Genomic DNA, 22,598 nt, shown 5'->3' on the forward strand with positions numbered 1-22,598 from the left:
TATGATTAAATCATTAACGTCCTTATCAGATTTAAATATGCGATCGGGTGCCGACATTCTTCTTGAAGTGCTGGAGAGTGAAGGGGTGGAATATATTTTTGGCAACCCCGGAACAACCGAACTTCCGCTCATTGATGCCCTGCTTCGCCATGAAAATATTCACTATATTCTCGCGCTTCAGGAAAGCACCGTGGTGGCCATTGCCGACGGCTACGCAAAAGCCTCCGGCAAGACCGGATTTATCAATTTGCATACCGCCAGCGGTCTGGGACACGGCATGGGGAACCTCATTAATTCGCGGATCATGAAAACCCCGCTGGTGGTCACCGTTGGACAGCAGGACACGCGGCACTACGTCCGCGACCCGCTTCTGTATGACGATATTGTGTCCATAGGCTCCCCGGTCATGAAATGGGCGCAGGAGGTTACCAGCGCCGACCAGCTCCCGGTGCTGGTTCGACGTGCGTTTCACGCGGCCAGCTACCCTCCGGGTGGCCCGGTCCTGCTTTCACTCCCGATGAACGTCATGGAAGAGCTGAGCGACGCCGGAATACAGACGGCCTCAAAAGTGAACTACCACACCGTGGCGGGCTCGCTGGACGAACTGGCCGAAGAACTGAGCCAGGTTACGCCCGGTAGGATCATGATTGTGGCGGGAGATGAAGTTCACTCCAGCGGCTCGACGCAGGAGATTGTCCAGCTTGCTGAAGCGCTCAGCGCCCATGTCTACGGCTCCTCCTGGCCCCTGAATTTGCCCTTCCCTACGCAGCATGCGCTCTGGCGGGGCAATATGCCCACCACCGCCAGCGAAATCGCCAGCATCATCAACGCCTACGATGCCGTATTTATCATCGGCGGCAGAAGCCTGATCACCATTTTGTACAGCGAGGGCGAGGCCATTCCGGAAACCTGCGCGGTATATCAGCTTTCGGCGGATATGCACGAGCTTGGCCGCACCTATGCCACTCGCCTTTCAGTGATGGGGGATATCAAACTGTCCCTACATGAACTACTGCCAAAGCTTAAGCAGCGACTGATCGCCAGCACGCTGGTCCACCAGCGGCTGCTGGTTGCGGCCCGCGACGAACGGGAGAAGGAGTGGCAGCAGCAGGAGGAACGTCTGGCCGCCGAGCGGCTACGCCCGGCGATCTCCCCGATGGTCGCAGCCTGGGAAGTCATCCGATCCATTCCGGCGGGTACCACCATCGTTGATGAGGCGATAGCGACCGCCAGGCATGTCCGCCGGTTCATCTCTGACCAGCAGCACCAGCGCTACTACTTTATGCGCGGCGGCGGACTGGGCTGGGGGATGCCTGCCTCAGTAGGGCACTCGCTGGGACGCGGACGGGAGCCGGTGGTCTGCCTGATAGGCGACGGGGCCTCCCTGTACTCGCCGCAGGCGCTCTGGACGGCGGCACACGAAAATCTGCCGGTCACCTTTATCGTCATGAATAACAGGGAGTACAACATCCTGAAAAACTTTATGAAGAGCCAGGCTGACTACAGCTCAACGCGGCTGGGGCGTTTTATCGGGATGGACCTGGTGAACCCACATATTGATTTTCAGTCGCTTGCCACCGCCATGGGCGTCCACTGCTGCCGGGTAACCGAGGCTGCAGATATCGCCGAAGCGGTAACGCGCGGCCTGCAGTCAGGAAAAACCAACCTGATTGAAATCGCAATTTCCGCGGATTAGCCGCGCGCTTACGCTGTACCCTACATAAAAAACTTATAACCGAAACGCCTCAAGCCGCTTTATCTGCCGCCCTTCATGGTCAAAATTCTCCGCCGCCAGCCAGGCGCGCAGCTCCGCGTCTCTTTGTGGCCATTCGCCGTCAATAACAGAAAGCATATCGCTGTCGCGGTTGCGCCCTTTGCGCACCAGCTTCTGGCGCAGGCGCCCTTCCCAGACAAACCCCAGCCGCTCCGCCGCCCTGCGTGAGGCAACGTTCATGGAATCACACTTCCACTCGAGGCGCCGGTAGCCGTGCTCAAACGCATTTTTCAGCAGCAGCCACACCGTTTCGGTGCCGATGCGGGATCCTTTCATTTTACGCGACCAGGTGACGTGTCCTATCTCCACCGACCCGAGCAGCCGCTCGTTGGCCATATAGCTCACCAGCCCTACCGCCCGCTCGGTGCGTAAATCAATGACGGCAAACGGCACCAGCTCATCGTCCATAACCTTCGCCACGATCCAGTGCGCGGTGGCTTCCACGCTCGTGGGCTGCGTGCTGGCAAGCCACGTCCAGTCGCTGTCGTCGCCCAGCGCGTAGGCCTCATAGAGATCGGCCGCGTGGCGATCGGCGTCCAGCGGCTCCAGGCGACAATACTGTCCGAACAGCGGGGTGCGGGTTAATACGCGCGCGCCTTTCCAGTCGGGAACGATATCGTTAACGGTTTGACCATGTTGATTGATTTCGGGCACGGCGGTGACTCCCTGAAAGGTAAGGCATTTGTTATAGCAGGTTAAAAAGCAGGCGAAAAGCAGCGTGTTTTAATAGCACGAGCGCATGCGATATTCCCGGAAGGCATAAGTAAAGCTGAATTTCGACTTTGCGGAATGTCACACTCGACCTAACGTAGCGGAGCATAAAACAATCACAATATATTCTTCTCAGGGATCGCTATGACGAAAAAACTGCTGCCGTTACTGGTACTGACTGCGCTCGCAGGCGCAGCCCACGCCGCTACTCCGCCCAACACGCTGGTGGTTGCCCAGGGGCTGGATGACATCGTGAGCCTCGACCCGGCCGAAGCCAACGAGCTCTCCAGCATCCAGACCGTGCCGAGCCTGTACCAGCGTCTGGTACAGCCGGACCGCGATAATCCGGAAAAAATCACGCCGATTCTGGCAGAAAGCTGGGAAGCGGACGCGGCAGCAAAAACCCTGACCATCAAGCTCAAGCCCGATGCGAAATTCGCCTCCGGCAACCCGCTGCGCCCGGAAGACGTAATTTTCTCTTACACCCGCGCCGTGACGCTGAACAAATCCCCGGCCTTTATTCTCAACGTGCTGGGCTGGGACGCGAGCAACATCGCCAGCCAGCTGAAAAAGGTGGACGATCACACCCTCCAGCTTCACTGGACGGCGGACGTGAGCCCGTCGGTGGCGCTGAATATTCTCTCCACGCCGATTGCCTCCATCGTGGATGAAAAGCTCGTCGCCGCGAACGTGAAGGATAACGACTTCGGCAACGCCTGGCTGAAAATGCACTCGGCGGGCAGCGGCGCGTTCAAAATGCGCGTCTATCAGCCGCATCAGGCCATCGTGCTGGAAGCCAACGACTCCGCCCCCGGCGGCGCGCCGAAGCTGAAAAGCATCATCATTAAAAACGTCCCCGATCCGGCTTCGCGCCGCCTGCTGATCCAGCAGGGTGATGCGGACGTGGCGCGCGATCTCGGTGCAGATCAGATAAGCGCCCTGGACGGCAAGCCGGGCGTGAAGGTGCTGAGCATCCCGTCTGCGGAGCAGAATTACCTGGTGTTTAACACCGGCAACAGCGCCAACCCGCTTCTGAACAACCCGGCGTTCTGGGAAGCCTCGCGCTGGCTGGTCGATTATGAAGGCATCACCAAAAATCTGCTGAAAGGCCAGTATTTTGTTCATCAGAGTTTCCTGCCGGTCGGCCTGCCGGGCGCGCTGGAAGACAACCCGTTTAAGTTTGACCCTGCAAAAGCGAAAGACATCCTCGCCAAAGCGGGCATTAAGGACGCGCACTTCACGCTGGACGTGGAGAACAAGCCGCCGTTTATTACCATCGCCCAGTCGATGCAGGCGAGCTTTGCGCAGGGTGGCGTGAAGGTGGATCTGCTGCCTGCAGCCGGGAGCCAGGTCTATGCCCGCGTGCGCGCTAAGCAGCATCAGGCGGCGATTCGTCTGTGGATCCCGGACTACTTCGATGCGCACTCTAACGCCAGCGCCTTCGCGTGGAACGACGGTAAATCCAGCACCGTGGCCGGTCTGAACGGCTGGAAAATTCCGGAGCTGAACAAGGCCACGCTGGCGGCGGTTGCCGAGCCGGATCCGGCGAAGCGTCTGGACCTGTACAAGAAAATGCAGGAACAGCTGCAGCAGAGCTCGCCGTACGTGTTCGTCGATCAGGGCAAAACCCAGATCGTGGTGCGCGATAACGTGAAGGGGTATCAGCAGGGGCTGAACGCGGATATGGTCTGGTACGATCGCGTCACGAAGTAGCCCTTGTTGCCGGGTGGCGCTGCGCTGACCCGGCCTGTGTTATCGGTTTTTGTAGGCCGGGTAAGGCGAAGCCGCACCCGGCATGAAGAGATTTCCCATGCCACATCTTTCCACCCGCGTGCTTCAGGGCCTGCTGACCCTGCTGCTCACGCTTTTCGGGCTGCTGCTCGTCACGTTTGCGCTCTCGGCGTTTTCACCGGTCGATCGCGTGCTGCAGATCGTCGGCGATCACGCCAGCCAGTCGACGTACGATCAGGTTCGCCACCAGCTAGGGCTGGATCGGCCCCTGCCCGTGCAGTTCTGGCATTACCTGCAAAACCTTGCCCACGGGGATTTAGGCACCGCCAGCGCCACCGGCCAGCCGGTGCTGCAGGATCTGCTGCACGCCTTCCCCGCCACGCTGGAACTGGCAACGCTGGCATTAATCATCGGCGCCGTGCTCGGCGTGACTGCCGGAGTGCTGTGCGCTCGCTACGCCGGTTCGCCGCTCGATTTAGCCATCAGAACCCTCACCCTGCTCGGCAACTCGGTGCCGATTTTCTGGCTCGGCCTGCTGATGCTGGCCCTGTTCTACGCGAAGCTGCAGTGGAGCGCGGGTCCCGGCAGGCTGGACGATCTCTGGCAGTTCACCGTCGAGCCGCGTACCGGCTTTGCGCTGATAGATACCTGGCTTTCCGGCGATCGCGAGGCGTTGCGCAACGCCCTCAGCCACCTGGTGCTGCCGGTGCTGCTGCTGGCCTATTACTCGCTGGCAAGCATTACCCGCCTGACGCGCTCGGCCTGCCTGAGCGAAATGAACAAAGAGTACATCCTGCTTGCCCGCGCAAAAGGTGCCGGGGAGATGGCCATCCTGCTGCGACACGTCCTGCCTAACATTCGCAGCACCCTGCTGACGGTGATCGCGCTGGCCTACACCAGCATGCTGGAGGGCGCGGTATTAACCGAAACCGTCTTTTCATGGCCGGGGATCGGGCGCTATCTCACCACCGCCCTGTTCGCAGGAGACACCACCGCGGTCATGGGCGGCACGCTGCTGATTGGCGTCTGCTTTGTCCTGATCAATAACCTTACCGACCTGCTCGTGCGGGCAACCGATCCCAGGGTACGCTGATGCCGTTATATCTCTTCTTACGCCGGCTGCGCCGCTCCCCTGCCGCATTTTGCGGGCTGGTTGCCATCGCGCTGCTGGGGGTTATTGCCCTGTTCGCGCCGTTGCTGGCCCCGGTTGACCCGAACTGGCAGGACGCCGCCGCGCGCCTTCAGGCACCCAATATCCAGCACTGGCTGGGCACCGACAGCTACGGGCGCGACCTGCTTTCACGTCTGATTTACGGCACCCGTCCGGCGCTCGGGCTGGTGGCGCTGGTTACCGTCATTACCCTGCCCGCCGGGCTGCTGGTGGGAATTTTGTCCGGCTACTACGGCGGCTGGCTGGAGCGCATCCTGATGCGTTTTACCGACGTGGTGATGTCGATGCCTCGCCTGATCCTCGCCTTCGCGTTTGTGGCGATGCTTGGCCCGGGGCTGGTCAACGGCGCGCTGGCGCTGGCCTTAACCACCTGGCCCGCATACGCGCGTCAGGCGCGGAGTGAAATTCAGCGTCTGCGCCACAGCGATTACCTGGCCGCCGCGGAGATGATGGGCATTCGCGGCCTGCGCCTGCTGGTCGGGCATATTCTGCCCCTGTGTTTGCCGTCCGCGATTGTGCGGCTGGCGCTGGATCTGGCAGGCATTATTCTGGCCGCCGCCGGTCTCGGCTTCCTCGGCCTTGGCGCACGTCCGCCCATGGCCGAATGGGGAGCGATGATTGCCGACGGCATGCAGGTGATTTTCGACCAGTGGTGGATTGCCGCCATTCCGGGCGGGGCCATCCTGTTTGCCAGCCTGGCGTTTAACCTGCTGGGCGATGGCCTGCGCGACGTTCTGGAGCCACAGCATGAATGAACCCCGCGTCATCGTCGATGCGCTGAATATCGACTACCCCGCCGCGCGCGTGGTCAACAATCTGAGCTTTACGCTTGGCAACGAGCGGCTGGCGCTGGTGGGGGAATCCGGCTCCGGCAAGTCCATGTCCGCCCGCGCCCTGATGGGTCTGGTGCGCAAACCCGGTATTGTAAGCGCCAACCGGCTTAACGTGCTTGGCAACGATCTGCTGACCCTGAACGCCCGCCGCTGGCAGGCGCTGCGCGGTAACGGGATTGCGATGGTCCTGCAGGACCCGCGCTACGCGCTGAATCCGGCGAAAAACGTCGCTGCTCAGCTTGATGAGGCGCAGACCCTGCATCAGCGCCTGCCCCGCGCTGAACGCCTGGCGCGCATTCACGACATCCTCCGCGCCGTCGGACTCAACGAACATGTCCTCCAGCGCTATCCCGGCGAACTCTCCGGGGGCATGGGCCAGCGGGTGATGATTGCGATGGCGCTGATCAACAACCCGCAGGTGCTGATTGCCGATGAACCCACCTCCGCGCTGGACGCCCGCCTGCGCAACCAGATCCTCGAGCTGCTGGTGCAGCAGTGCGAAGAACGCCAGATGGCGATGCTGTTAATCAGCCACGATCTGCCGCTGGTGGCGGAGCACTGCGACCGCGTGCTGGTGATGTATCAGGGTGAAAAGGTCGATGAGATGGCGGCAAGCCGGCTCCCGCAGGCGACGCATCCGTACACGCGAACCCTGTGGACCTGTCGTCCAGACGCCAATACCTATGGGCAGATGCTGCCGACGCTCGACCGTTCGCAGCCGTGGAAGGAGGCCAGCGATGGCGCTCGTTGAGGTTAACCAGGTGCAGGTCACCTTTGGGGAAAAAACGGCGGTTTCGGCCGCCAGCTTTAGCATTGAGAGAGGCGAGACGTTCAGCCTGATCGGTGAATCCGGCTGCGGCAAATCGACCCTTCTGCGCGTGCTGGCTGGGCTGCAGCGCGAGTGGCGCGGCAGTATTGCGCTACTGGGAGAAGCGTTAACGCCAGGACGACGTTTTGAAGGCGAGCTTCGCCGCAACGTGCAGATGGTATTTCAGGATCCGTGGGCGTCGCTGCACCCGAACCACACCATTGCGCGCACCCTGTCGGAGCCGTTAAAAATCCACGGCGAAACGCAGATTGCCGAAAAGGTGGCGGATGCGCTGCAGCAGGTGGGGCTTTCCGCCGACGCGGGCAGGCGCTACCCGCACCAGCTTTCCGGCGGCCAGCGCCAGCGCGTGGCTATTGCCCGCGCGCTGCTGCTGCGCCCGCAGCTTCTGCTGCTGGACGAGCCGACCTCGGCGCTGGATATGTCGGTGCAGGCGGAGATCCTGAACCTGCTCAACCGTCTTAAGGCCGAGCACGAGATGACCTATCTGCTGGTGAGCCACGACGCGGACGTGATTGCGCATATGTCCGAGCGGGCGGCGTTTATGGCGCACGGGAAGATCCAGAAGGTGTTTGACCGTGAGGCTATGTTAAGAGGCGAGCACAGGATGGGGTAAACCGTGCGGCGGCGCGGGTTTTCCAGGCCGGGTAAGGCATCGCCGCCACCCGGCCTACAATTACTTCAGCAGCTTCACCGTGGCATCAATGTCGATCTCATCTTCGGTGAAGATCAGCGTCGTGTTCTGGAAGGTGGTGATCGCCAGCTTCTTCACCGTGCGCATTTCGCCCGGCTTTTTATCAGATTTCGGCTTGATGCTGTTCATCAGCAGCCCCACCGACAGCACCGCATTCTCTTTGTCGATTTTGGTATCGGCAGGCTCTTCTTCGCTGAACACCACGAAGGACTTGATCGAGCTGAGCTTCACGCGCTCTCCTGCGATATAGAGATGTTTGCTTTCGGGGATCACCTTCACCGCGTAGGCGGAAAGGCCTTTGTTGTTGGTCGTTGGCTCAAAGGTCACCGCGGCATCTTTCTTAATCAGATCGGGGTTCGCGACCTTAATCACATGAAAATAGCGGTTGTCGCCGTTTTCATCTTTGATAAATCCAAAGCCTTTATCTTTAAACCACGTTGTGATTGTACCGTTCATCGCTATTACCGCCTGTCAGATCGTAATGACTAAAGTTTTGCAGCGCGCAGTGTAATGCACAATGACGGAGGAGACAAAAAAAAGCCCCTGCACGGGTGCAGGGGAAAACTCATGTCAGAGCTTATTAGAATTTAGTTGAACACCATCCCGCCATCGATGAGCAGAGACTGGCCGGTCATGTAGTCGGAATCCGGTCCCGCCAGGTATGAAACGCAGGCGGCGACATCTTCCGGTTCGGACAGGCGGCCAAGCGTGATGCGTTTGGCAAAGGTTTCGGTACCGTAGCCGAGCGGTTTACCCGCCGCCTCGGAAACCTGACGGTCAATCTCTGCCCACATCGGCGTTTTAACGATGCCCGGGCAGTAGGCGTTAACGGTGATCCCCAGCGGAGCAAGATCCCGCGCGGCGGTCTGGGTTAGGCCGCGCACCGCGAATTTACTGGAACTGTAGACGGCCAGCTCGGGGTTGCCGGTGTGGCCCGCCTGGGAGCAGGCGTTGATGATTTTGCCGCCGTGCCCCTCTTTGCGGAACGCGTCAATCGCGGCCTGGATCCCCCAGATCACCCCTTTCACGTTGATGTTGTAGACCTTGTCGACAATCTCCGGCGTGATGGATTCGATCGGCGTGGACGGCGCGATCCCGGCGTTGTTAACGATAACGTGGAAACCGCCCAGCGCGGTGCGGGCTTTCTCCACCGCCGCAAATACCTGCTCGCGGTCAGAGACGTCCACCTTCACGGCAACGGCGTTACCGCCGTTGCGGATAATTTCATCGGCCACGGCTCTGGCCGTTTCCGCGTTATAGTCGGCGATGGCGACGGCAAAGCCATCTTTCACCAGGCGAAGCGCAATCGCTTTACCAATCCCCTGGCCTGAGCCTGTTACGAGAGCAACTTTTTGCATTTCTCTGTCCTTATGTTGAGTCACAAAATCTGGCTGAGATGGAGCTGGCCCATCAGCAGCGGGTTATCGCTGTAGTCGACCGGAATGGCCACCACGGCCGGGCCATCCACATCCATCGCCGCACGCAGCGTGGGTTCGAGCGCGTCGGCGCTCTCCACGGCAAAGCCTTTCGCGCCAAAGGCGTCGGCATAGACTTTAAAATCGACCGGGCCGAACTCGACGCCGGAAAGACGCTGGTATTTTTTCTCTTCCTGAATGGCAACCATGTTGTAGCCGTTATCCACCCAGATGATGTGCAGCACGTTAGCGTTGAGGCGCACCGCGGTTTCCAGCTCCATGCTTGACTGCAGGAAGCCGCCGTCACCCGAGACCGACACCACCTTGCGGCTCGGGTTGACCAGCCACGCGCCAATCGCCCACGGCAGCGCGACGCCCATGGTCTGCTGACCGTTGGAGATCATCACCTGACGCGCACGGAAGCTGTAGAGGTAGCGGGCGATCCAGATGTGGAAGCTGCCCATATCCACGGTGAGCGTCACGTCGTTATTCACGATATCCTGCATGGCCCGCACGATGCGCAGCGGATGCAGGGCAAACTGGTTGAGCGAGGCGCCGCGACGATCGAGCAGATCGCGCTGATGCTGGCGATCGACCAGAATTTCGGAGGCCCGCTGGCTCAGCTCGAGCTTATGGTCGATACGGTTAGCGAGCAGGTTCAGCGTTTCGGCAATGTCCCCCACCAGCTCCAGATCCGGCACGTAGTTACGTTCTTCATAGGCAGGCAGCACGTCAATGTGCACCAGCGTGGCGTCGCCGCTGTTCCACATGGACGGCTCGTACTCCACCGGGCTGTAGCCGATGCAAATAATCAGATCCGCCAGATGGAGCAGCCGGTCGCCCGCCTGGTTATTGAACAGACCGACGCGTCCGGCGAAGCGGGTGAAGTGCTCCTGATTCACCGCCCCGGCGGCCTGATAGGTGCTGGTGACCGGAATACGGCTTTTTTCCAGCAGCTTGCGCAGCGCGGCGCTGTTGGCGGGCTGGCTCGCCATGAGCCCCAGCAGGATGACCGGGTTTTTGGCCTTTTCGATAAGCTTCGCCACGTCGTTAATGGCGGATTCCGGTGCCGGGCCCATCAGCGCCGGGCCGCTGGCAGGCAAAATTGCTCCCGTGGCGGGCTGGTCGACAATATCCTGCGGCAGGCTGACAAACGCGCCCCCCGGCCTGCCGTGCTCGGCGGCGCGAAACGCGTTGGAAACCACCTCAGCGATCGCGTCCGGCGCACTCACTTCGACAGCGTATTTGGTGACCGGGCTGAACATGGCGACGGTGTCCATGCTCTGGTGCACCAGTTTGGCTTTATCTGCCCGCTTCACCGCCCCGCCCAGCGCCACGACCGGGTCGCCTTCGCTGTTGGCGGTGGCAATGCCGGTGATCAGGTTCGAACAGCCGGGCCCGGAGGTCACCAGCGCCACCCCGGCCTTGCCGGTCAGACGCCCTACCGCCGCCGCCATGAACGCCGCGTTCGCTTCGTGACGCACCGGAATAATCTCGATGGAGGAATCCAGCAGGGAGTCAAAGACCTTGTCGATTTTCGCCCCCGGGATCCCGAACACCTGCTTCACGCCCTGCGCTTCCAGCTGGCCGACAACCAAATCGGCGCCGTGCGCCCACTGACGTGACTGTTTCTCACTGTTCACGATAGTTCTCCTGTTAGTTTTCGACGGAACGGATCGCTGCGTCCAGATTGCTGGGGTGAAGGTTGGCCTGTAAAAACGCGCTGTCGGCGGGCAGGTCAATCATCAGCTTGTGAATTTCACCGAAGGTGAGCACGCCGCTCTCCAGCTGGTAATCGAGCAGATGGCCCCCGCCCTGACGGTCGTCGGTGATGAAATGTTCGTGGTAGCCCGCCACGTTGATGCCCTGCATATGCTGTGGCGTACGGAACCCGACCAACACCCCTTCACGCTGGTTAAAGCGGAACACCGGCTGGTCGTCCAGCACGTCGGTCATCGCGCGGTACGGCGGCGTCTGGCGCGGTACGGTGCGGGTGTGGGCATGGCGGAAGTTGCCGTCAATGCGCAGCGCACAGAACAGGTTATCGGAGGGAATCTGCTGATCGATCGCGTCGTGGATCTGCTGACGGCTAACCGGCGCATTGAAGGTGATACGATACTGCGGCTGGAACCAGGTCATCACCGCGAACGGCGTTTTCTGCTCCGGCTTCGCGGCCCGGGCGCTGCCGTCGGCGCGCAGCTGGTACACCTGGCTGCTGAAGGCAATCATTTCGCCGTCCAGCTCGTTGAAGGTGCCCAGACCAAAATCACCGTGTGCCAGCAGATCGGCGATGGTGGTCTCTCCTTCATACACGCCGCTTAGCAGGGCGCTCATTAGCGATGTCTGATAGATCACGCTGTCAGGATGCTGGGCGGAGAACCCGCGCAGGGTCTCGCACAAGCTGGCTTCACAGTCGCAGGCAGATGAATGCACCATCATGCTCGTCCTCTTCAACTTTATTTAGAAAGGTTAAATAAATGTTGACCCGATTCAGCAGAGAGTTCCAATATAGAAACCATGCTGGTTTGAGACGTTTTAGATATGGAACTTCGTTATCTGCGGTATTTTGTCGCGGTTGCACGCGAGCGACACTTCACCAGGGCGGCCGAAGCGCTGGGTATTTCACAGCCTCCTCTGAGTCAGCAGATCAAACGGCTTGAAGAGGAAGTCGGTACGCCGCTGTTCAGGCGCCTGACGCGGGGCGTGGAGCTGACCGAGGCGGGAGAAGCCTTCTACGAGGACGCCTGCAAGATCCTGGCGCTGAGCGACGCCGCGCTGGAAAAAGCCCGCGGCATCGCGCGCGGGCTGAACGGAAACCTGTCGATTGGCATCACCAGCTCCGATGCTTTTCATCCCAAAATTTTCGCGCTGATTCGCCAGTTTCAGGTGCAGAATATGGCGGTGCAGGTTCACCAGGTGGAAGCCAATATGTCGTCGCTAGGGACTATGCTGGCGGAGGGTGAACTGGATATCGCCTTCGTGCGCCTGCCGTGCGAGAGCAGCAAGGCGTTCGAGTTAAAAATCCTCGACCGGGAGCCGATGGTGGTGGCGCTGCATCGCGACCATCCGCTGGCGGCGTGCGGTTCGCTGGCGTTAGAGCAGCTTCGGGATACGCCGGTAGTGTTGTTCCCGCAGGAGGTCGCGCCGGGGCTGTACGAGCGGGTTCACGGCTGCTGCGAGCGGGCCGGAATCGACGTGCAGCACGCGCTGCAGTCGTCGCAGCTTTCCTCCTCCCTGAGCATGGTTTCCGCCGGCGGCGGGTTCGCGCTGGTGCCGAAATCCATGGCGGCCATTTCTCCGCCGAATGTCACCTACCACGCGCTGAGCTCGCCGGAGCTTTATACCGATATCGCGCTCTGCTGGCGGCGGTTTGAACGCTCGCGGACGGTGAAGCGGTTTTTGACGATGCTGAACGAGGGGTGACGGCAGCGCGGCTGTGCCCGGCGGCGCTGCGCTTGCGCGGGCCTACGGTTGGGGACGCGGTCAGGTTGGGTTTCACACGCCTGATGCTCTCTGTTCAGCTCCCCGTTGACTTATTTACGCTGTGTTTTCATCATCCGTTTCCGGGACAACGCGAGTCCGTTCAGTCTGCGAAGATCGAACGTCACTTGACAACTGCAGCGCTAACCTTAAAAAGCAGGACTATTTGCTATGAATCCAAGGGAAAATATTGTCAGTACATTCAGTGAGTTGTCTGCAGAATTACAGCGTGCTGCCGAGTTCTCGCTACAGAATACCAATCAACTGGTCGTGCTATCGATGCGCGCCTTCGCAAGTGAAGCCGGTGTGAAACCCGCCACGCTGCTGAGGTTGGCGCAACGATTAGGCTACAACGGCTGGGGTGAACTCAAGGACGCATTCATTGATGAACTCGGACTGCGCAATGATACATATGTATCAAAGGCCGAGAAGCTGATCGCCAAAGGCACTCAGCCGCAGTTATATGAAGAGGTGTTTCAGGCGCATCAGGCAAATTTGGCTTTTACACAGCACGAAAACCATCAGGCGATGGAGCAGGCCGTATCGCTGCTGGACGCGGCTGAGAATGTCTATATTTGCGGCTTCCGGGCCAGCTTTCCTATCGCCTGGTCGCTGTTTTATGTCTACCGACTGTTTAATCGTCAAGCGTCGCTCATTGATGGTCTGGCGAGCAACATCGAAGTGTTCACACGTGAATTAACAGCACAAGATTGCCTGTTACTCACCAGTTTTGCCCCCTATTCCCGTGAGTCGCTGGATGTCCTGCGTGCGGCCCGGCAGGCGGGCGCGACAATCGTCGCCATCACGGATTCTCCCGTCTCGCCATTAGCCCAGGCTGCCGATTGCACGCTGCTATTCTCTGTCGACAGCCCGTCATTTTTCCCTTCCGTAGTGTCGGGTATGGGGCTCGCCGAGTGTTTACTGGCGATGCTGGTCGCGCGACATGGTCGGGATGCAGTGAATAAAATCGAAAATGCTGAACGCTATCTTATCGACTCTGGTGCCTATGTGGTCCCTGGGAAACCCTGAAAAATGATTCATTTGCATTCGGCATAAGAAAACAGAATGCATTTGGATCAAAATGAAATTGACGCGATACAAATGGATCCTGCAAGATGCGCTTTATTAGCACAGCGCATTCAGGAGCAGGACCCGCATGACCCATATCATTCACCGCAGTTTACGCAGCACGCCCGCCGTGGCGGTACGCGCCCAGGGGGCGTACATTTTTGATGCACAGGGAAAACAGTATCTGGATGCCTGCGGTGGCGCCGCCGTTTCCTGTTTAGGCCACGCGCATCCTGACGTGCTGGCTGCGATGCATCGCCAGATCGATCGGCTGGCCTATGCCCACACCAGTTTTTTTACCAGCGACACCGTTGAACAGCTTGCTGAACAGCTGACGCGCACCGCGCCTGGCGATCTTAACTATGCCTATTTCGTTTCGGGCGGTTCGGAAGCGGTTGAAACCGCGCTTAAGCTGGCGCGCCAGTACTTTGTTGAGATCGGACAGCCGTCGCGCACCAAATTTATCGCCCGTAAGCAGAGCTATCATGGCAATACCCTTGGGGCGCTCGCGGTGGGAGGCAACGAATGGCGTCGCCGCCAGTTTGCTCCCTTGCTGATCGACGTGATCCGCGTTTCGGCCTGCAATGAATATCGCGACCGCCGCGCAGACGAAACCCAGCAGCAATACACCACGCGTCTGCTCAACGAGCTGGAGCAAGCCATTATTGAGGCCGGTCCCGACACCATTATTGGTTTCTGTGCAGAAACCGTGGTGGGAGCCACCACCGGCGCCACGCCGCCTACCCCGGGCTATCTTAAAGGCGTGCGCAACCTGTGTGATAAATACGGCATCCTCTATATCGCGGATGAAGTCATGTGTGGCATGGGACGCACCGGCACATTGCATGCGTTTGAACAGGATGATGTGGTGCCGGATTTGGTGACCATCGCGAAGGGGCTGGGGGGCGGCTATCAGCCGATTGGCGCAGTATTAGCGAGCGAGAAGGTTGTCTCAGCGCTGCAGGCCGGTAGCGGTCTGTTCCAGCACGGGCACACCTACATTTGCCACGCGACCGCCGCTTCCGCAGCTCTGGCCGTGCAGCAGGTGATTGCGCGCGATAATTTGCTGCAGGCGGTCAGGCAACAGGGGGCTTACCTGCACAACGCATTGCGTGAAGTGCTGGGGGAATTACCGCACGTCGGTGATACGCGCGGGCGCGGCTTGTTTGCGGGGGTTGAGCTGGTGCGCGATAAAGCCAGCAAAACCCCCTTCGATCCTGCCCTGAAGCTGCATGCAGCAATCAAAGCAAACTGTATGTCACGTGGGCTGATGGTCTATCCAATGGGTGGAACCATTGACGGACAGTACGGCGACCATATCCTGATCGCACCACCGTTTATCGTCACGCCTGGCCAGCTCGACTTTGTGGTGGACACGCTGAACACCGTGATTCGCGAAGAGACCAGCAAATTATGATCAATCGTTTACCGCCGCTGGCGGAGCATGAGTGGGACGACCAGCAGCGCGCGTTGGCCGAAGAGATAATCAACGGGCCCCGCGGTGCGCTGCTGCCACCTTTCGAGCCGCTGCTGCGCAGTCCAGAGCTCATGGCACATGCGCAACGTATGGGGGAATACCTGCGTTATCGCAGCGCGCTGGGACAGCGCCTGTCGGAACTGGCGATTTTGATGACCGCGCGGCACTGGTCGCAGCCTGTTGAGTGGGCGATTCACGCGCCGATAGCGCGCGAGAAGGGTATTTCTGCCGCGTCGGTGCAGGCGATTAATGAAAAGCGTCTTCCAGAGGATCTGCAGCCGGATGAATGGGCGGTCTATCACTTTTGCAAGGAGTTACAGGAGCAGCAGAAGGTCAGCGATGCCACCTGGCAGCACGCTATCGCGCTCTGGGGCGAGAAAGGCGTGGTGGATCTGATCGGCATCAATGGTTATTACAGTTTTCTCTCAATGGTAATGAACGGCGCACAGACGCCGGTACCCGACAGCCGGGATGAGATTATTCCCGCATAAGCTTTCGCTTTAAATCTGGCGCATGAAAGTGCGCCCTGCATATCAACTTTTTATTTTCCCATTCCGCCGATGTATTTCGCCGGGTGACATTCATGCACGCTACTTCACTGACGCCGAGGGTTATCATGTCTGGATTATTCACTAAATTAAAAGTTACGTTAGCGCTGGTCGCTTGCTCCGCCAGTTTTGTGGCACAAGCGCAGGATAAATTAACGGTTGGTGTGGATACCGCCTTTGTCCCCTTTGAATTTAAACAAGGCGATAAATACGTCGGCTTTGATATTGATTTGTGGGATGCCATAGCTAAAAAAATGGATGTCAGCTACGAATTACGCCCGATGGATTTTGGGGGACTGATCCCGGGTTTACAATCACGCAATCTGGATGTCGCCATGGCGGGCATTACGATAACCGACGCGCGTAAACAGGTCGTCGATTTCAGCGACGGTTATTATGATGCTGATTTATTAATGGCGGTGAAAAGCAGCGATAACACCATTACTAAATTCAGCGATTTAGCAGGAAAGAAAGTGGGATTAAAGCAGGGAACGGCGGCGGCCAGCTTTATGAAAAGCAAATATAAGGCGAACTATGTTGAATTCCCGAATATCGACAACGCCTATCTTGATTTGCAGGCAGGTAACCTTGATGCCGTGGTGCATGATTCCCCCAACGTGCTCTATTACGTAAAAACGGCGGGCGATGGCAAAGTGAAATCGACCGGCGAGACTGACAGCATTCTGCCGCAGCACTATGGCTTTGCCATGCAGAAGAACAGCGCTCTGACGCCGAAGATCAACGCTGCGCTGCAGGCGTTACGTGCGGATGGGACGTACAGCAAGATTTACGTGAAGTGGTTTGCTAAACAGCCAAAATAATCCCACCAGGTCGGAGCGATCCGACCTCGTTGCATCTTAACGGGTAACATATGAATTTCGACAGTAAATATATTTGGGAGTCCCTGCCGCTGCTGTTGCAAGGACTACAGCTGACGCTGATTATTTCATTATCAGGTTTATTGGGTGGTTTTGTTATTGGCCTGCTGGCGGGAACCTGCCGGGCGCTCGGAGGAAAAATATCAAAGACAGTCTCTTTAGTCTTTGTCGAGTTAATCCGCGGAACGCCTATTATGGTGCAAGTGATGTTTATTTACTTCGCACTCCCCATGGTGTTACCGATTCATATCGACCCGGTAACGGCAGCCATTACGACCATTGTGATTAACTCGGGTGCTTATATTGCAGAAATCACCCGAGGAGCGATCCTCTCAATTAATAAAGGTTTTAGAGAGGCCAGCCTGGCAATGGGATTATCCCAGCGCAGCACGCTATGGCATGTCATTATGCCGCTGGCATTACGCCGGATGATCCCTGCGCTAGGCAATCAGTGGATTATCAGTATTAAGGACACCTCGCTGTTTATTGTGATTGGTGTGGCGGAATTGACTCGTCAGGGGCAAGAAATTATTGCCGGTAATTTCCGCGCGCTGGAAGTCTGGACCGCAGTGGCAATGATCTACCTGCTGGTGACGCTGTGCCTGAGTTTCCTGCTGAAGCAACTGGAGAAGAGGATCCATATTTTATGAGCATGGTTGAATTTAGCGCAGTGTCGAAAAATTTCGGCGCCACTCAGGTGCTGCACGACATCAATTTAAAAATTGATGCTGGCGAAGTCGTGGTGATCATCGGACCTTCCGGTTCGGGCAAATCGACGCTGCTGCGCTGCATTAACAAGCTGGAGGAAATTTCCTCCGGCACGCTGCTGGTAGCGGGAATGCATATTACCGATCCTCACGCTAACGAATGTGATATCCGCCGTGAAGCCGGGATGGTGTTTCAGCAGTTTCATCTGTTCCCCCATCTGACGGCGCTGGAGAATGTGATGTTTGGTCCGGTTCGCGTACGCAAACAGAGCAAAGCCGCCGCGCGGGAACAGGCGCTGGCGCTGCTGGACCGCGTTGGCTTACGCGAACGCGCCAGTCACTACCCATCAGAGCTCTCTGGCGGTCAGCAGCAACGCGTGGCCATCGCCAGAGCCCTGGCGGTGAAGCCGAAAATGATGCTGTTCGATGAGCCGACCTCAGCCCTGGACCCCGAATTACGGCATGAGGTGCTGAAAGTCATGCGCTCGCTGGCCGAAGAAGGCATGACCATGGTGATTGTGACCCATGAAATCGGCTTCGCCCGCGATGTGGCATCGCGGCTCATCTTTATTGATGGCGGTACCATTGCCGAAGATGGTCCACCTGATATGCTGCTGAATAGCAGTCGCAATCCACGCCTGAAAGAATTTTTGCAACACGTATCCTGAATAGAAGTGAATGATAACCCTATGAAAAAAATCGACATTCGTGGTTCCGCTTTTGCAGTAGGTCAGGCGCTTGGCGCGTTCGGCCGCGAGGCCTGGCATGCAAAACTGACGCAAACGGCCTTGTGGCAAACCGTTACCGCCATGAAAGACGCAGAACAGACCCGGAGCATGCGCTCGCGGGTCCAGTCTCAATATCCCCTGATCTGGCAGGAGCTGGAAGGTTTGGCCGAGGGCCTGGATGCACCGTTTGATGAGGTGTTTGCCTGGAACTGCCGTGGCGATCTGGTGCGCTCAACCTCCGATGGCTGCACCACGGTAGCGGGAAGCACCGCTGAGGGAGAGCTGATTATCGCGCATAATGAAGACGGTTTCCCGCAGCTTCGCAATGACTGCGCCATCGTCAGCATCACCCCGGATGACGGCCTGGCGTTCACCAGTTTTGCTTATCCGGGATCGATTTGCGGACATACCTTCGCCGTAAACGAAAAGGGCGTAGTGAATACGGTGAATAACATACGCGCTTTGCACCGTCCGGACGGCATGCCGCGCCAGATACTTGCCCGCGCTGCGCTGAATGCCGCCAGCCTGGATGAAGCTGTCACTATACTGACCTCATCACCACGCGCCGGAGCCTTTCATCATACGCTGGGACAAATGGGAGACAGCCGGCTGTTCAGCGTGGAGGCGACGGGAACAGGCTGTTCCGTCACGCCGCTGCGGGACGTTTTCGCCCATGCTAATCACCTTATCCACCCTCAGCTTGATGCGGTTGAGCAGGTAATCACTGACAGCTCCCGGTCACGCCAGCAGCGGCTAAACGCCTGGCTGGAGACGCAATCTCACCTTGATGCTGCAGCGGCTCTGGGTATTCTTTCAGACCAGCATGATCCCGCGCTCCCGATTTATCGTCTCTCGCCACAGGACCCGGATGAAGAGAACACGCTGGCCACGGCCATTTTTACCCTGAGTACGTCGGACATAAAATGGCAGATATTCACTCACGATCGGCAAAAACCCGTTTTACAGCAGGAATGCCCGGCGGCGCTGCGCTAGCGCGGGCCTACAGGGCTGTGATTTTTGTAGGCCGGGTCAGGCGTAGCCGCCACCCGGCAATGCCGTTCTGGAAGCCGCCTCGCAAACCTGCAAGCAACCTTATGTAATTCAGGGGCATCCCCTTTCCTTCCTTTTTTCACCGCCGTAAAGTGCCTGCGTTGCGGTACATCCGTAACCGGGCGTAGGAACCCGTTAGCATGACATGACATTTTTGGACAAAGAGGATGCTAAATGGCGACTATCCCTGAATTTTCCTACGCGCTTTCTGAGGAAAGCGCTGTTCATCATCTCATCAACCACCCAAATTCCGATTCTGCGGATCTCTTCGAACTGGCCGATGCCTGCGCCGCTTACGTAAGCGTACTGGTGGAAACTGACGACGCGGTGACGTTTGCCATGCTCTGTACGCGATTACTGGCTGCGCTGAAACGGCTGCGCGAGTGCTGTGACTCGGAACTTCCGCCGTATCTGGTTGAACAGTTGGTTGCGGGGGAAAAGATTACCTCCTGCGTGCCGGACTGCTGGCAGGAAACGACGTTGCAGGTGGATTATGCCGTAGCGTTAACGCTGGCGGTGATGGGCGGAACACTGCCCATGAGCGTGGCGAAAGAACTGACCGGGCTGCTGCATGATATGGTCTGGCTGCTGGCGGAGTTTGTGAAGGAGCCGTATATCGCAGCGCACTGAGACGGGTGATGGAAGGCCGGAATTCTGCTGCTGCGGATGGGGGAGCATTTCGGCCAGATACCCTCTCTTTTCCTGGTAATTGCTTGCGGAACGCCATCTGATACTCTGGCTGCACTCAAGGGATGACAAGGAAGAGAAATGCTGAATCCTGGATTCGTAACCCGCAAAGCGCTTGCTCAGTGGCAGGATGTCCCCGCTTTTTTACCTCAGTTCCAGTTTCATGAAAAACACCGAACGGTCATTCATACTGCGCATCCCGAACATATTCTGCCGTTGATTGCAAACTTTGACGTCCGGCAAGATGTCGTCATTCGGCGGCTGATGTTTTTACGGCAATTACCGCAGAAATTTCTGCGTAATCAGCAGGCTAACTCCATCGGCAACTTTGGCTTGCACAGTTTTACCCTTTTGAAAAACTCAGCATCTGAGCTCTGCTATGGCTTGCGAGGACAGTTCTGGCGTTCAAATTTTGGTCTGGAAAAAGTACCGGATGTCAGCGCTTTTCAGACGTCAGTGACGCCGGGCAGCGCGACATTGTTGCTGCGCTATCAAGTAACGGAATTGGCGCCAGGGCAGCATGAACTCAGTACAGAAACGTTCGTATATTGCCCGGACAGAAGCACCCGGCTCAGAATGGCGGCTTACTGGCTGGCAATACGGGCGGGCAGCGGCTGGATCCGTAAAAGGACGCTGAAGGCGGTCAGAGCGAATATTGAAAGTCAGACGTGAGGTGTACCTGTGAAATATTCCGAAAGGGAACCTTACGGGAATATTTTCCTGAACATTTATGGATAGAACAATGGAGGTTTTGATGAATAAACGCGCTATTGCCTGTTTGCTCTTACTCAGTTCATTCGCTGTAAATTCTGCTGATGGCGGTAAGGGTGGTGATGGAGGAAATGGCTCTGATGGCGGAAGCGGTTCTGATGGTACCGTCTCATCTAATGGCCGAGCGGGTTGTCCGGGCGGAACAGATCCGGATCCATCGGGGCATTTTTATCTTCCCGGTACAAAAAAACAATGCAACCCGGGGAAGCAGGATGCAATGAAGAGCGCCAGGCAATGAGATAAAGCGTCACAATACGCTAGCTCATCCTGATTCTGTTTCCTTACCTGCCTCCAGCTCCCGGAAAAATGTTTAGCAAGGTAAAAGATAGGCATCACGACGACACCGACAGATAAGCGTTTATGGAAAGCTTCTCCATGAAAAAAAAGAACCACCTGAGCGCTTATCACGAAAAATCGATTTTAACCACTTTGGGCAGCACGAGATTGAAAAGAGCTATCGATCCAGCGTGATTTTGACAATAATATCGACCTTATCTAGGATCGGTAAATTCATCCTTTAGTTAAGCGTCTATTCACTATGTCATTTACATAATGTTCAATCGAAATATTGTGCTCACGATTAATCTTAGAAATGAATGCGTTAAGATGCTCTTGCGATGCATGAAGGGTAGTGGCAATAAGGTTATCAAAATCGTTCTGAGTAAAATGTTTATGTCCCTTTAACGTCGAGCGCTGGAGCAAAGTGTGTGCGGACACTTCCAGGACGGCCCGCCGGTAATGATCGGACAACAGGATGTCAAGATCGGTCTGACGAATATCAAACTCAAAATGAAAACTGACAAACCCCGATTCAACAGGTAATGAATAAATCAATTTGTCACCTAATTGCTCAACGTAAGGTTCATATCCTTCTCCCATTACTCGCGTAGTATGCATATAACCCCTCTCTTTTCATGCATTAGATTAATTACAATTAAATAAATACATAGTATTACTATTTTAAAGATCGAGAAAATCATTCCGGTATGTATCAGCCATTTCAAACACAGTATACTCTTTACCCGATTCTGCAAGGCCGTACAAAGACTCAAGCGTATCGTTTCCTTGATCATCAGACCATAGAGATGGTTGTAACACTTTGAAAAAAATGTTTATATTAAAAAGAACAGAAGCGCCAAAATGAAGTAAATAGGCACGATAACTTTCAGGGATTAGCCCTATTGATGCTTCTAATGTATTTAAACACTTTATAAATTCATCTGATGGTAATGATGCCGGTTTCGCTCCAAAGCGCTCTAATTTTTCAACATTTTCCTTTCCTCCTCATATCAGATGCGGAGCCAATATGTTGCACATTGTCATGAAGATCTCTTGGGACAAGAATTATAGTATTCGCAATAAGATGATTTGGAGTAAGCATTTTTCCCTTAACAAATTCTGAGCCGCTTTCTGTGTAATGCCTTTTTTCTATGCAATGGCATTATTACCAATCGTAAAATACAAGCATATCTGTCATTCTTTTTATTACTGTTTATCTATTTACTAACATCTAAATGTAAAAAATAAGCCATGATCATATTCTGATTATGGATTTATTTTGAAATATCATAAATCAACAGTTACATTCATTACTGCATCAAGAGATGCCTCACAAATTTCCTTGTATAATTCCGTAAAACTATTAGTAATTTCATAGATATTGCCGCACTCTTTTTTCTCAGCGATTTCAAACTGTTGGATATCATCCTCAGCATGTAGATGTGTTCTGTCCCAATAATACACGCCTTGGCTTTCACTGCCATTTAATATAAGGTAAAAATCACCTCCAGGATCATCACCAATAATTTACTTATCATCAATGAAATCAAGTTCACTTAAAAAATCTTCATTTTGACGAAAAATGTCGTGGTTTGGATTTTTCATATTTATTCCAAAAAGGGCATAAAAAGCGATAACCCCGTCATCGACACCTTCATACTCCAACTCACAAAAATCCGGAGATTTTACAACAAAGCCATTTTTCAACCTGAGAAATTCTTTATAATCTTCAGGTAAACTGATTTTGAATTTCCTCTCCAAACTTTAATT

24 protein-coding genes are annotated in these 22,598 nt (G+C 56.3%); 17 read left to right on the forward strand and 7 right to left on the reverse strand.

Features of this window, described 5'->3' with window-relative positions; genetic code table 11:
• Position 1: 1 nt before the first annotated feature.
• A complete protein-coding gene (locus F0319_RS00730; protein ID WP_149366057.1) occupies positions 2–1,696 on the forward strand; it encodes a thiamine pyrophosphate-binding protein in 1,695 nt (564 codons plus the stop codon).
• A gap of 33 nt (positions 1,697–1,729) precedes the next feature.
• Here the strand turns inward: F0319_RS00730 and F0319_RS00735 are convergent, their stop codons facing one another.
• Entirely contained in the window at positions 1,730–2,428 is a 699-nt protein-coding gene (locus F0319_RS00735; protein WP_115876037.1) for a GNAT family N-acetyltransferase, read from the reverse strand.
• A gap of 201 nt (positions 2,429–2,629) precedes the next feature.
• Between F0319_RS00735 and F0319_RS00740 the strand changes: the two genes are divergently transcribed.
• The 5 genes from F0319_RS00740 to F0319_RS00760 all read left to right on the forward strand — a co-directional run bounded on the left by F0319_RS00740 (position 2,630) and on the right by F0319_RS00760 (position 7,662).
• Positions 2,630–4,198, forward strand: a complete 1,569-nt coding sequence (locus F0319_RS00740) for an ABC transporter substrate-binding protein (protein WP_149366058.1) — start codon at positions 2,630–2,632, stop codon at positions 4,196–4,198.
• 97 nt (positions 4,199–4,295) lie between these two features.
• Positions 4,296–5,309: an ABC transporter permease gene (locus F0319_RS00745; protein WP_149366059.1), complete on the forward strand. Its 1,014-nt coding sequence runs from the start codon at positions 4,296–4,298 to the stop codon at positions 5,307–5,309.
• Positions 5,309–6,142, forward strand: coding sequence for an ABC transporter permease (locus F0319_RS00750; protein WP_111964448.1), 834 nt, complete (start codon positions 5,309–5,311; stop codon positions 6,140–6,142). Before F0319_RS00745 ends, F0319_RS00750 begins: the two co-directional genes overlap by 1 nt.
• Positions 6,135–6,971 carry an ABC transporter ATP-binding protein gene (locus F0319_RS00755; protein ID WP_149366060.1) on the forward strand — a complete coding sequence of 279 codons (837 nt, stop codon included), beginning with the start codon at positions 6,135–6,137 and terminating at the stop codon, positions 6,969–6,971. The genes F0319_RS00750 and F0319_RS00755 overlap by 8 nt, the downstream gene beginning before the upstream one ends.
• Positions 6,958–7,662 carry an ABC transporter ATP-binding protein gene (locus tag F0319_RS00760; RefSeq protein WP_149366061.1) on the forward strand — a complete coding sequence of 235 codons (705 nt, stop codon included), beginning with the start codon at positions 6,958–6,960 and terminating at the stop codon, positions 7,660–7,662. The genes F0319_RS00755 and F0319_RS00760 overlap by 14 nt, the downstream gene beginning before the upstream one ends.
• Positions 7,663–7,722: 60 nt before the next feature.
• Here F0319_RS00760 and F0319_RS00765 read toward each other — a convergent pair whose 3' ends face one another.
• From F0319_RS00765 to budA, 4 genes are all read right to left on the reverse strand, one after another.
• Positions 7,723–8,202 (reverse strand): cold-shock protein, encoded by a 480-nt coding sequence (locus tag F0319_RS00765; protein WP_149366062.1) that lies wholly within the window; start codon positions 8,200–8,202, stop codon positions 7,723–7,725.
• Positions 8,203–8,327: 125 nt separating this feature from the next.
• Complete coding sequence (locus F0319_RS00770) at positions 8,328–9,098, reverse strand: (S)-acetoin forming diacetyl reductase (protein WP_023618768.1); 771 nt, start codon at positions 9,096–9,098, stop codon at positions 8,328–8,330.
• 20 nt (positions 9,099–9,118) lie between these two features.
• The gene (gene alsS, locus F0319_RS00775) at positions 9,119–10,798 is read right to left on the reverse strand and encodes an acetolactate synthase AlsS (RefSeq protein ID WP_111964453.1); all 1,680 of its coding nucleotides are present in this window, start codon (positions 10,796–10,798) and stop codon (positions 9,119–9,121) included.
• 13 nt (positions 10,799–10,811) lie between these two features.
• Entirely contained in the window at positions 10,812–11,591 is a 780-nt protein-coding gene (gene budA, locus F0319_RS00780) for an acetolactate decarboxylase (RefSeq protein WP_149366173.1), read from the reverse strand.
• A gap of 105 nt (positions 11,592–11,696) precedes the next feature.
• On the opposite strand from budA, the gene F0319_RS00785 reads away from it, so the two are divergent.
• From F0319_RS00785 to F0319_RS00835, 11 genes are all read left to right on the forward strand, one after another.
• Positions 11,697–12,578 carry a LysR family transcriptional regulator gene (locus tag F0319_RS00785; protein ID WP_149366063.1) on the forward strand — a complete coding sequence of 294 codons (882 nt, stop codon included), beginning with the start codon at positions 11,697–11,699 and terminating at the stop codon, positions 12,576–12,578.
• Positions 12,579–12,806: 228 nt separating this feature from the next.
• A complete protein-coding gene (locus tag F0319_RS00790) occupies positions 12,807–13,664 on the forward strand; it encodes a MurR/RpiR family transcriptional regulator (protein WP_111964456.1) in 858 nt (285 codons plus the stop codon).
• Between the two features lie 127 nt (positions 13,665–13,791).
• Entirely contained in the window at positions 13,792–15,120 is a 1,329-nt protein-coding gene (locus F0319_RS00795) for an aspartate aminotransferase family protein (RefSeq protein ID WP_149366064.1), read from the forward strand.
• Positions 15,117–15,671 (forward strand): carboxymuconolactone decarboxylase family protein, encoded by a 555-nt coding sequence (locus F0319_RS00800; RefSeq protein WP_181574023.1) that lies wholly within the window; start codon positions 15,117–15,119, stop codon positions 15,669–15,671. Before F0319_RS00795 ends, F0319_RS00800 begins: the two co-directional genes overlap by 4 nt.
• Positions 15,672–15,796: 125 nt before the next feature.
• The gene (glnH, locus tag F0319_RS00805; protein ID WP_111964458.1) at positions 15,797–16,549 is read left to right on the forward strand and encodes a glutamine ABC transporter substrate-binding protein GlnH; all 753 of its coding nucleotides are present in this window, start codon (positions 15,797–15,799) and stop codon (positions 16,547–16,549) included.
• A gap of 50 nt (positions 16,550–16,599) precedes the next feature.
• A complete protein-coding gene (glnP, locus tag F0319_RS00810; RefSeq protein WP_024906945.1) occupies positions 16,600–17,256 on the forward strand; it encodes a glutamine ABC transporter permease GlnP in 657 nt (218 codons plus the stop codon).
• Between the two features lie 2 nt (positions 17,257–17,258).
• Entirely contained in the window at positions 17,259–17,981 is a 723-nt protein-coding gene (glnQ, locus tag F0319_RS00815) for a glutamine ABC transporter ATP-binding protein GlnQ (RefSeq protein ID WP_024906944.1), read from the forward strand.
• A 21-nt stretch (positions 17,982–18,002) separates the two neighbouring features.
• Positions 18,003–19,034, forward strand: coding sequence for a C45 family autoproteolytic acyltransferase/hydrolase (locus tag F0319_RS00820; protein WP_149366065.1), 1,032 nt, complete (start codon positions 18,003–18,005; stop codon positions 19,032–19,034).
• Positions 19,035–19,265: 231 nt separating this feature from the next.
• Positions 19,266–19,721: a hypothetical protein gene (locus F0319_RS00825; RefSeq protein ID WP_149366066.1), complete on the forward strand. Its 456-nt coding sequence runs from the start codon at positions 19,266–19,268 to the stop codon at positions 19,719–19,721.
• Positions 19,722–19,859: 138 nt separating this feature from the next.
• A complete protein-coding gene (locus F0319_RS00830) occupies positions 19,860–20,450 on the forward strand; it encodes a hypothetical protein (RefSeq protein ID WP_111964461.1) in 591 nt (196 codons plus the stop codon).
• A gap of 82 nt (positions 20,451–20,532) precedes the next feature.
• A complete protein-coding gene (locus F0319_RS00835; protein WP_111964480.1) occupies positions 20,533–20,787 on the forward strand; it encodes a hypothetical protein in 255 nt (84 codons plus the stop codon).
• A gap of 272 nt (positions 20,788–21,059) precedes the next feature.
• Here F0319_RS00835 and F0319_RS00840 read toward each other — a convergent pair whose 3' ends face one another.
• Positions 21,060–21,446 carry a hypothetical protein gene (locus F0319_RS00840; RefSeq protein ID WP_149366067.1) on the reverse strand — a complete coding sequence of 129 codons (387 nt, stop codon included), beginning with the start codon at positions 21,444–21,446 and terminating at the stop codon, positions 21,060–21,062.
• 909 nt (positions 21,447–22,355) lie between these two features.
• Entirely contained in the window at positions 22,356–22,589 is a 234-nt protein-coding gene (locus F0319_RS22300; protein ID WP_240168069.1) for an SMI1/KNR4 family protein, read from the reverse strand.
• Positions 22,590–22,598: the final 9 nt, after the last annotated feature.

This window comes from Enterobacter vonholyi (assembly GCF_008364555.1).
Classification (GTDB): Bacteria; Pseudomonadota; Gammaproteobacteria; order Enterobacterales; family Enterobacteriaceae; genus Enterobacter; species Enterobacter vonholyi.

What these genes read in the sequence shown, in the direction of transcription:
- F0319_RS00820 (WP_149366065.1), top strand. Translation starts at nt 18,003, where the DNA reads ATGAAAAAAATCGACATTCGTGGTTCCGCTTTTGCAGTAGGTCAGGCG.
- F0319_RS00785 (WP_149366063.1), top strand. Translation starts at nt 11,697, where the DNA reads ATGGAACTTCGTTATCTGCGGTATTTTGTCGCGGTTGCACGCGAGCGA.
- F0319_RS00745 (WP_149366059.1), top strand. Translation starts at nt 4,296, where the DNA reads ATGCCACATCTTTCCACCCGCGTGCTTCAGGGCCTGCTGACCCTGCTG.
- F0319_RS00755 (WP_149366060.1), top strand. Translation starts at nt 6,135, where the DNA reads ATGAATGAACCCCGCGTCATCGTCGATGCGCTGAATATCGACTACCCC.
- F0319_RS00795 (WP_149366064.1), top strand. Translation starts at nt 13,792, where the DNA reads ATGACCCATATCATTCACCGCAGTTTACGCAGCACGCCCGCCGTGGCG.
- F0319_RS00730 (WP_149366057.1), top strand. Translation starts at nt 2, where the DNA reads ATGATTAAATCATTAACGTCCTTATCAGATTTAAATATGCGATCGGGT.
- F0319_RS00740 (WP_149366058.1), top strand. Translation starts at nt 2,630, where the DNA reads ATGACGAAAAAACTGCTGCCGTTACTGGTACTGACTGCGCTCGCAGGC.
- F0319_RS00760 (WP_149366061.1), top strand. Translation starts at nt 6,958, where the DNA reads ATGGCGCTCGTTGAGGTTAACCAGGTGCAGGTCACCTTTGGGGAAAAA.
- glnH (WP_111964458.1), top strand. Translation starts at nt 15,797, where the DNA reads ATGTCTGGATTATTCACTAAATTAAAAGTTACGTTAGCGCTGGTCGCT.
- glnQ (WP_024906944.1), top strand. Translation starts at nt 17,259, where the DNA reads ATGGTTGAATTTAGCGCAGTGTCGAAAAATTTCGGCGCCACTCAGGTG.
- F0319_RS00835 (WP_111964480.1), top strand. Translation starts at nt 20,533, where the DNA reads ATGAATAAACGCGCTATTGCCTGTTTGCTCTTACTCAGTTCATTCGCT.
- glnP (WP_024906945.1), top strand. Translation starts at nt 16,600, where the DNA reads ATGAATTTCGACAGTAAATATATTTGGGAGTCCCTGCCGCTGCTGTTG.
- F0319_RS00825 (WP_149366066.1), top strand. Translation starts at nt 19,266, where the DNA reads ATGGCGACTATCCCTGAATTTTCCTACGCGCTTTCTGAGGAAAGCGCT.
- F0319_RS00790 (WP_111964456.1), top strand. Translation starts at nt 12,807, where the DNA reads ATGAATCCAAGGGAAAATATTGTCAGTACATTCAGTGAGTTGTCTGCA.
- F0319_RS00770 (WP_023618768.1), bottom strand. Translation starts at nt 9,098, where the DNA reads ATGCAAAAAGTTGCTCTCGTAACAGGCTCAGGCCAGGGGATTGGTAAA.
- F0319_RS00830 (WP_111964461.1), top strand. Translation starts at nt 19,860, where the DNA reads ATGCTGAATCCTGGATTCGTAACCCGCAAAGCGCTTGCTCAGTGGCAG.
- F0319_RS00800 (WP_181574023.1), top strand. Translation starts at nt 15,117, where the DNA reads ATGATCAATCGTTTACCGCCGCTGGCGGAGCATGAGTGGGACGACCAG.
- budA (WP_149366173.1), bottom strand. Translation starts at nt 11,591, where the DNA reads ATGGTGCATTCATCTGCCTGCGACTGTGAAGCCAGCTTGTGCGAGACC.
- F0319_RS00750 (WP_111964448.1), top strand. Translation starts at nt 5,309, where the DNA reads ATGCCGTTATATCTCTTCTTACGCCGGCTGCGCCGCTCCCCTGCCGCA.
- F0319_RS00840 (WP_149366067.1), bottom strand. Translation starts at nt 21,446, where the DNA reads ATGCATACTACGCGAGTAATGGGAGAAGGATATGAACCTTACGTTGAG.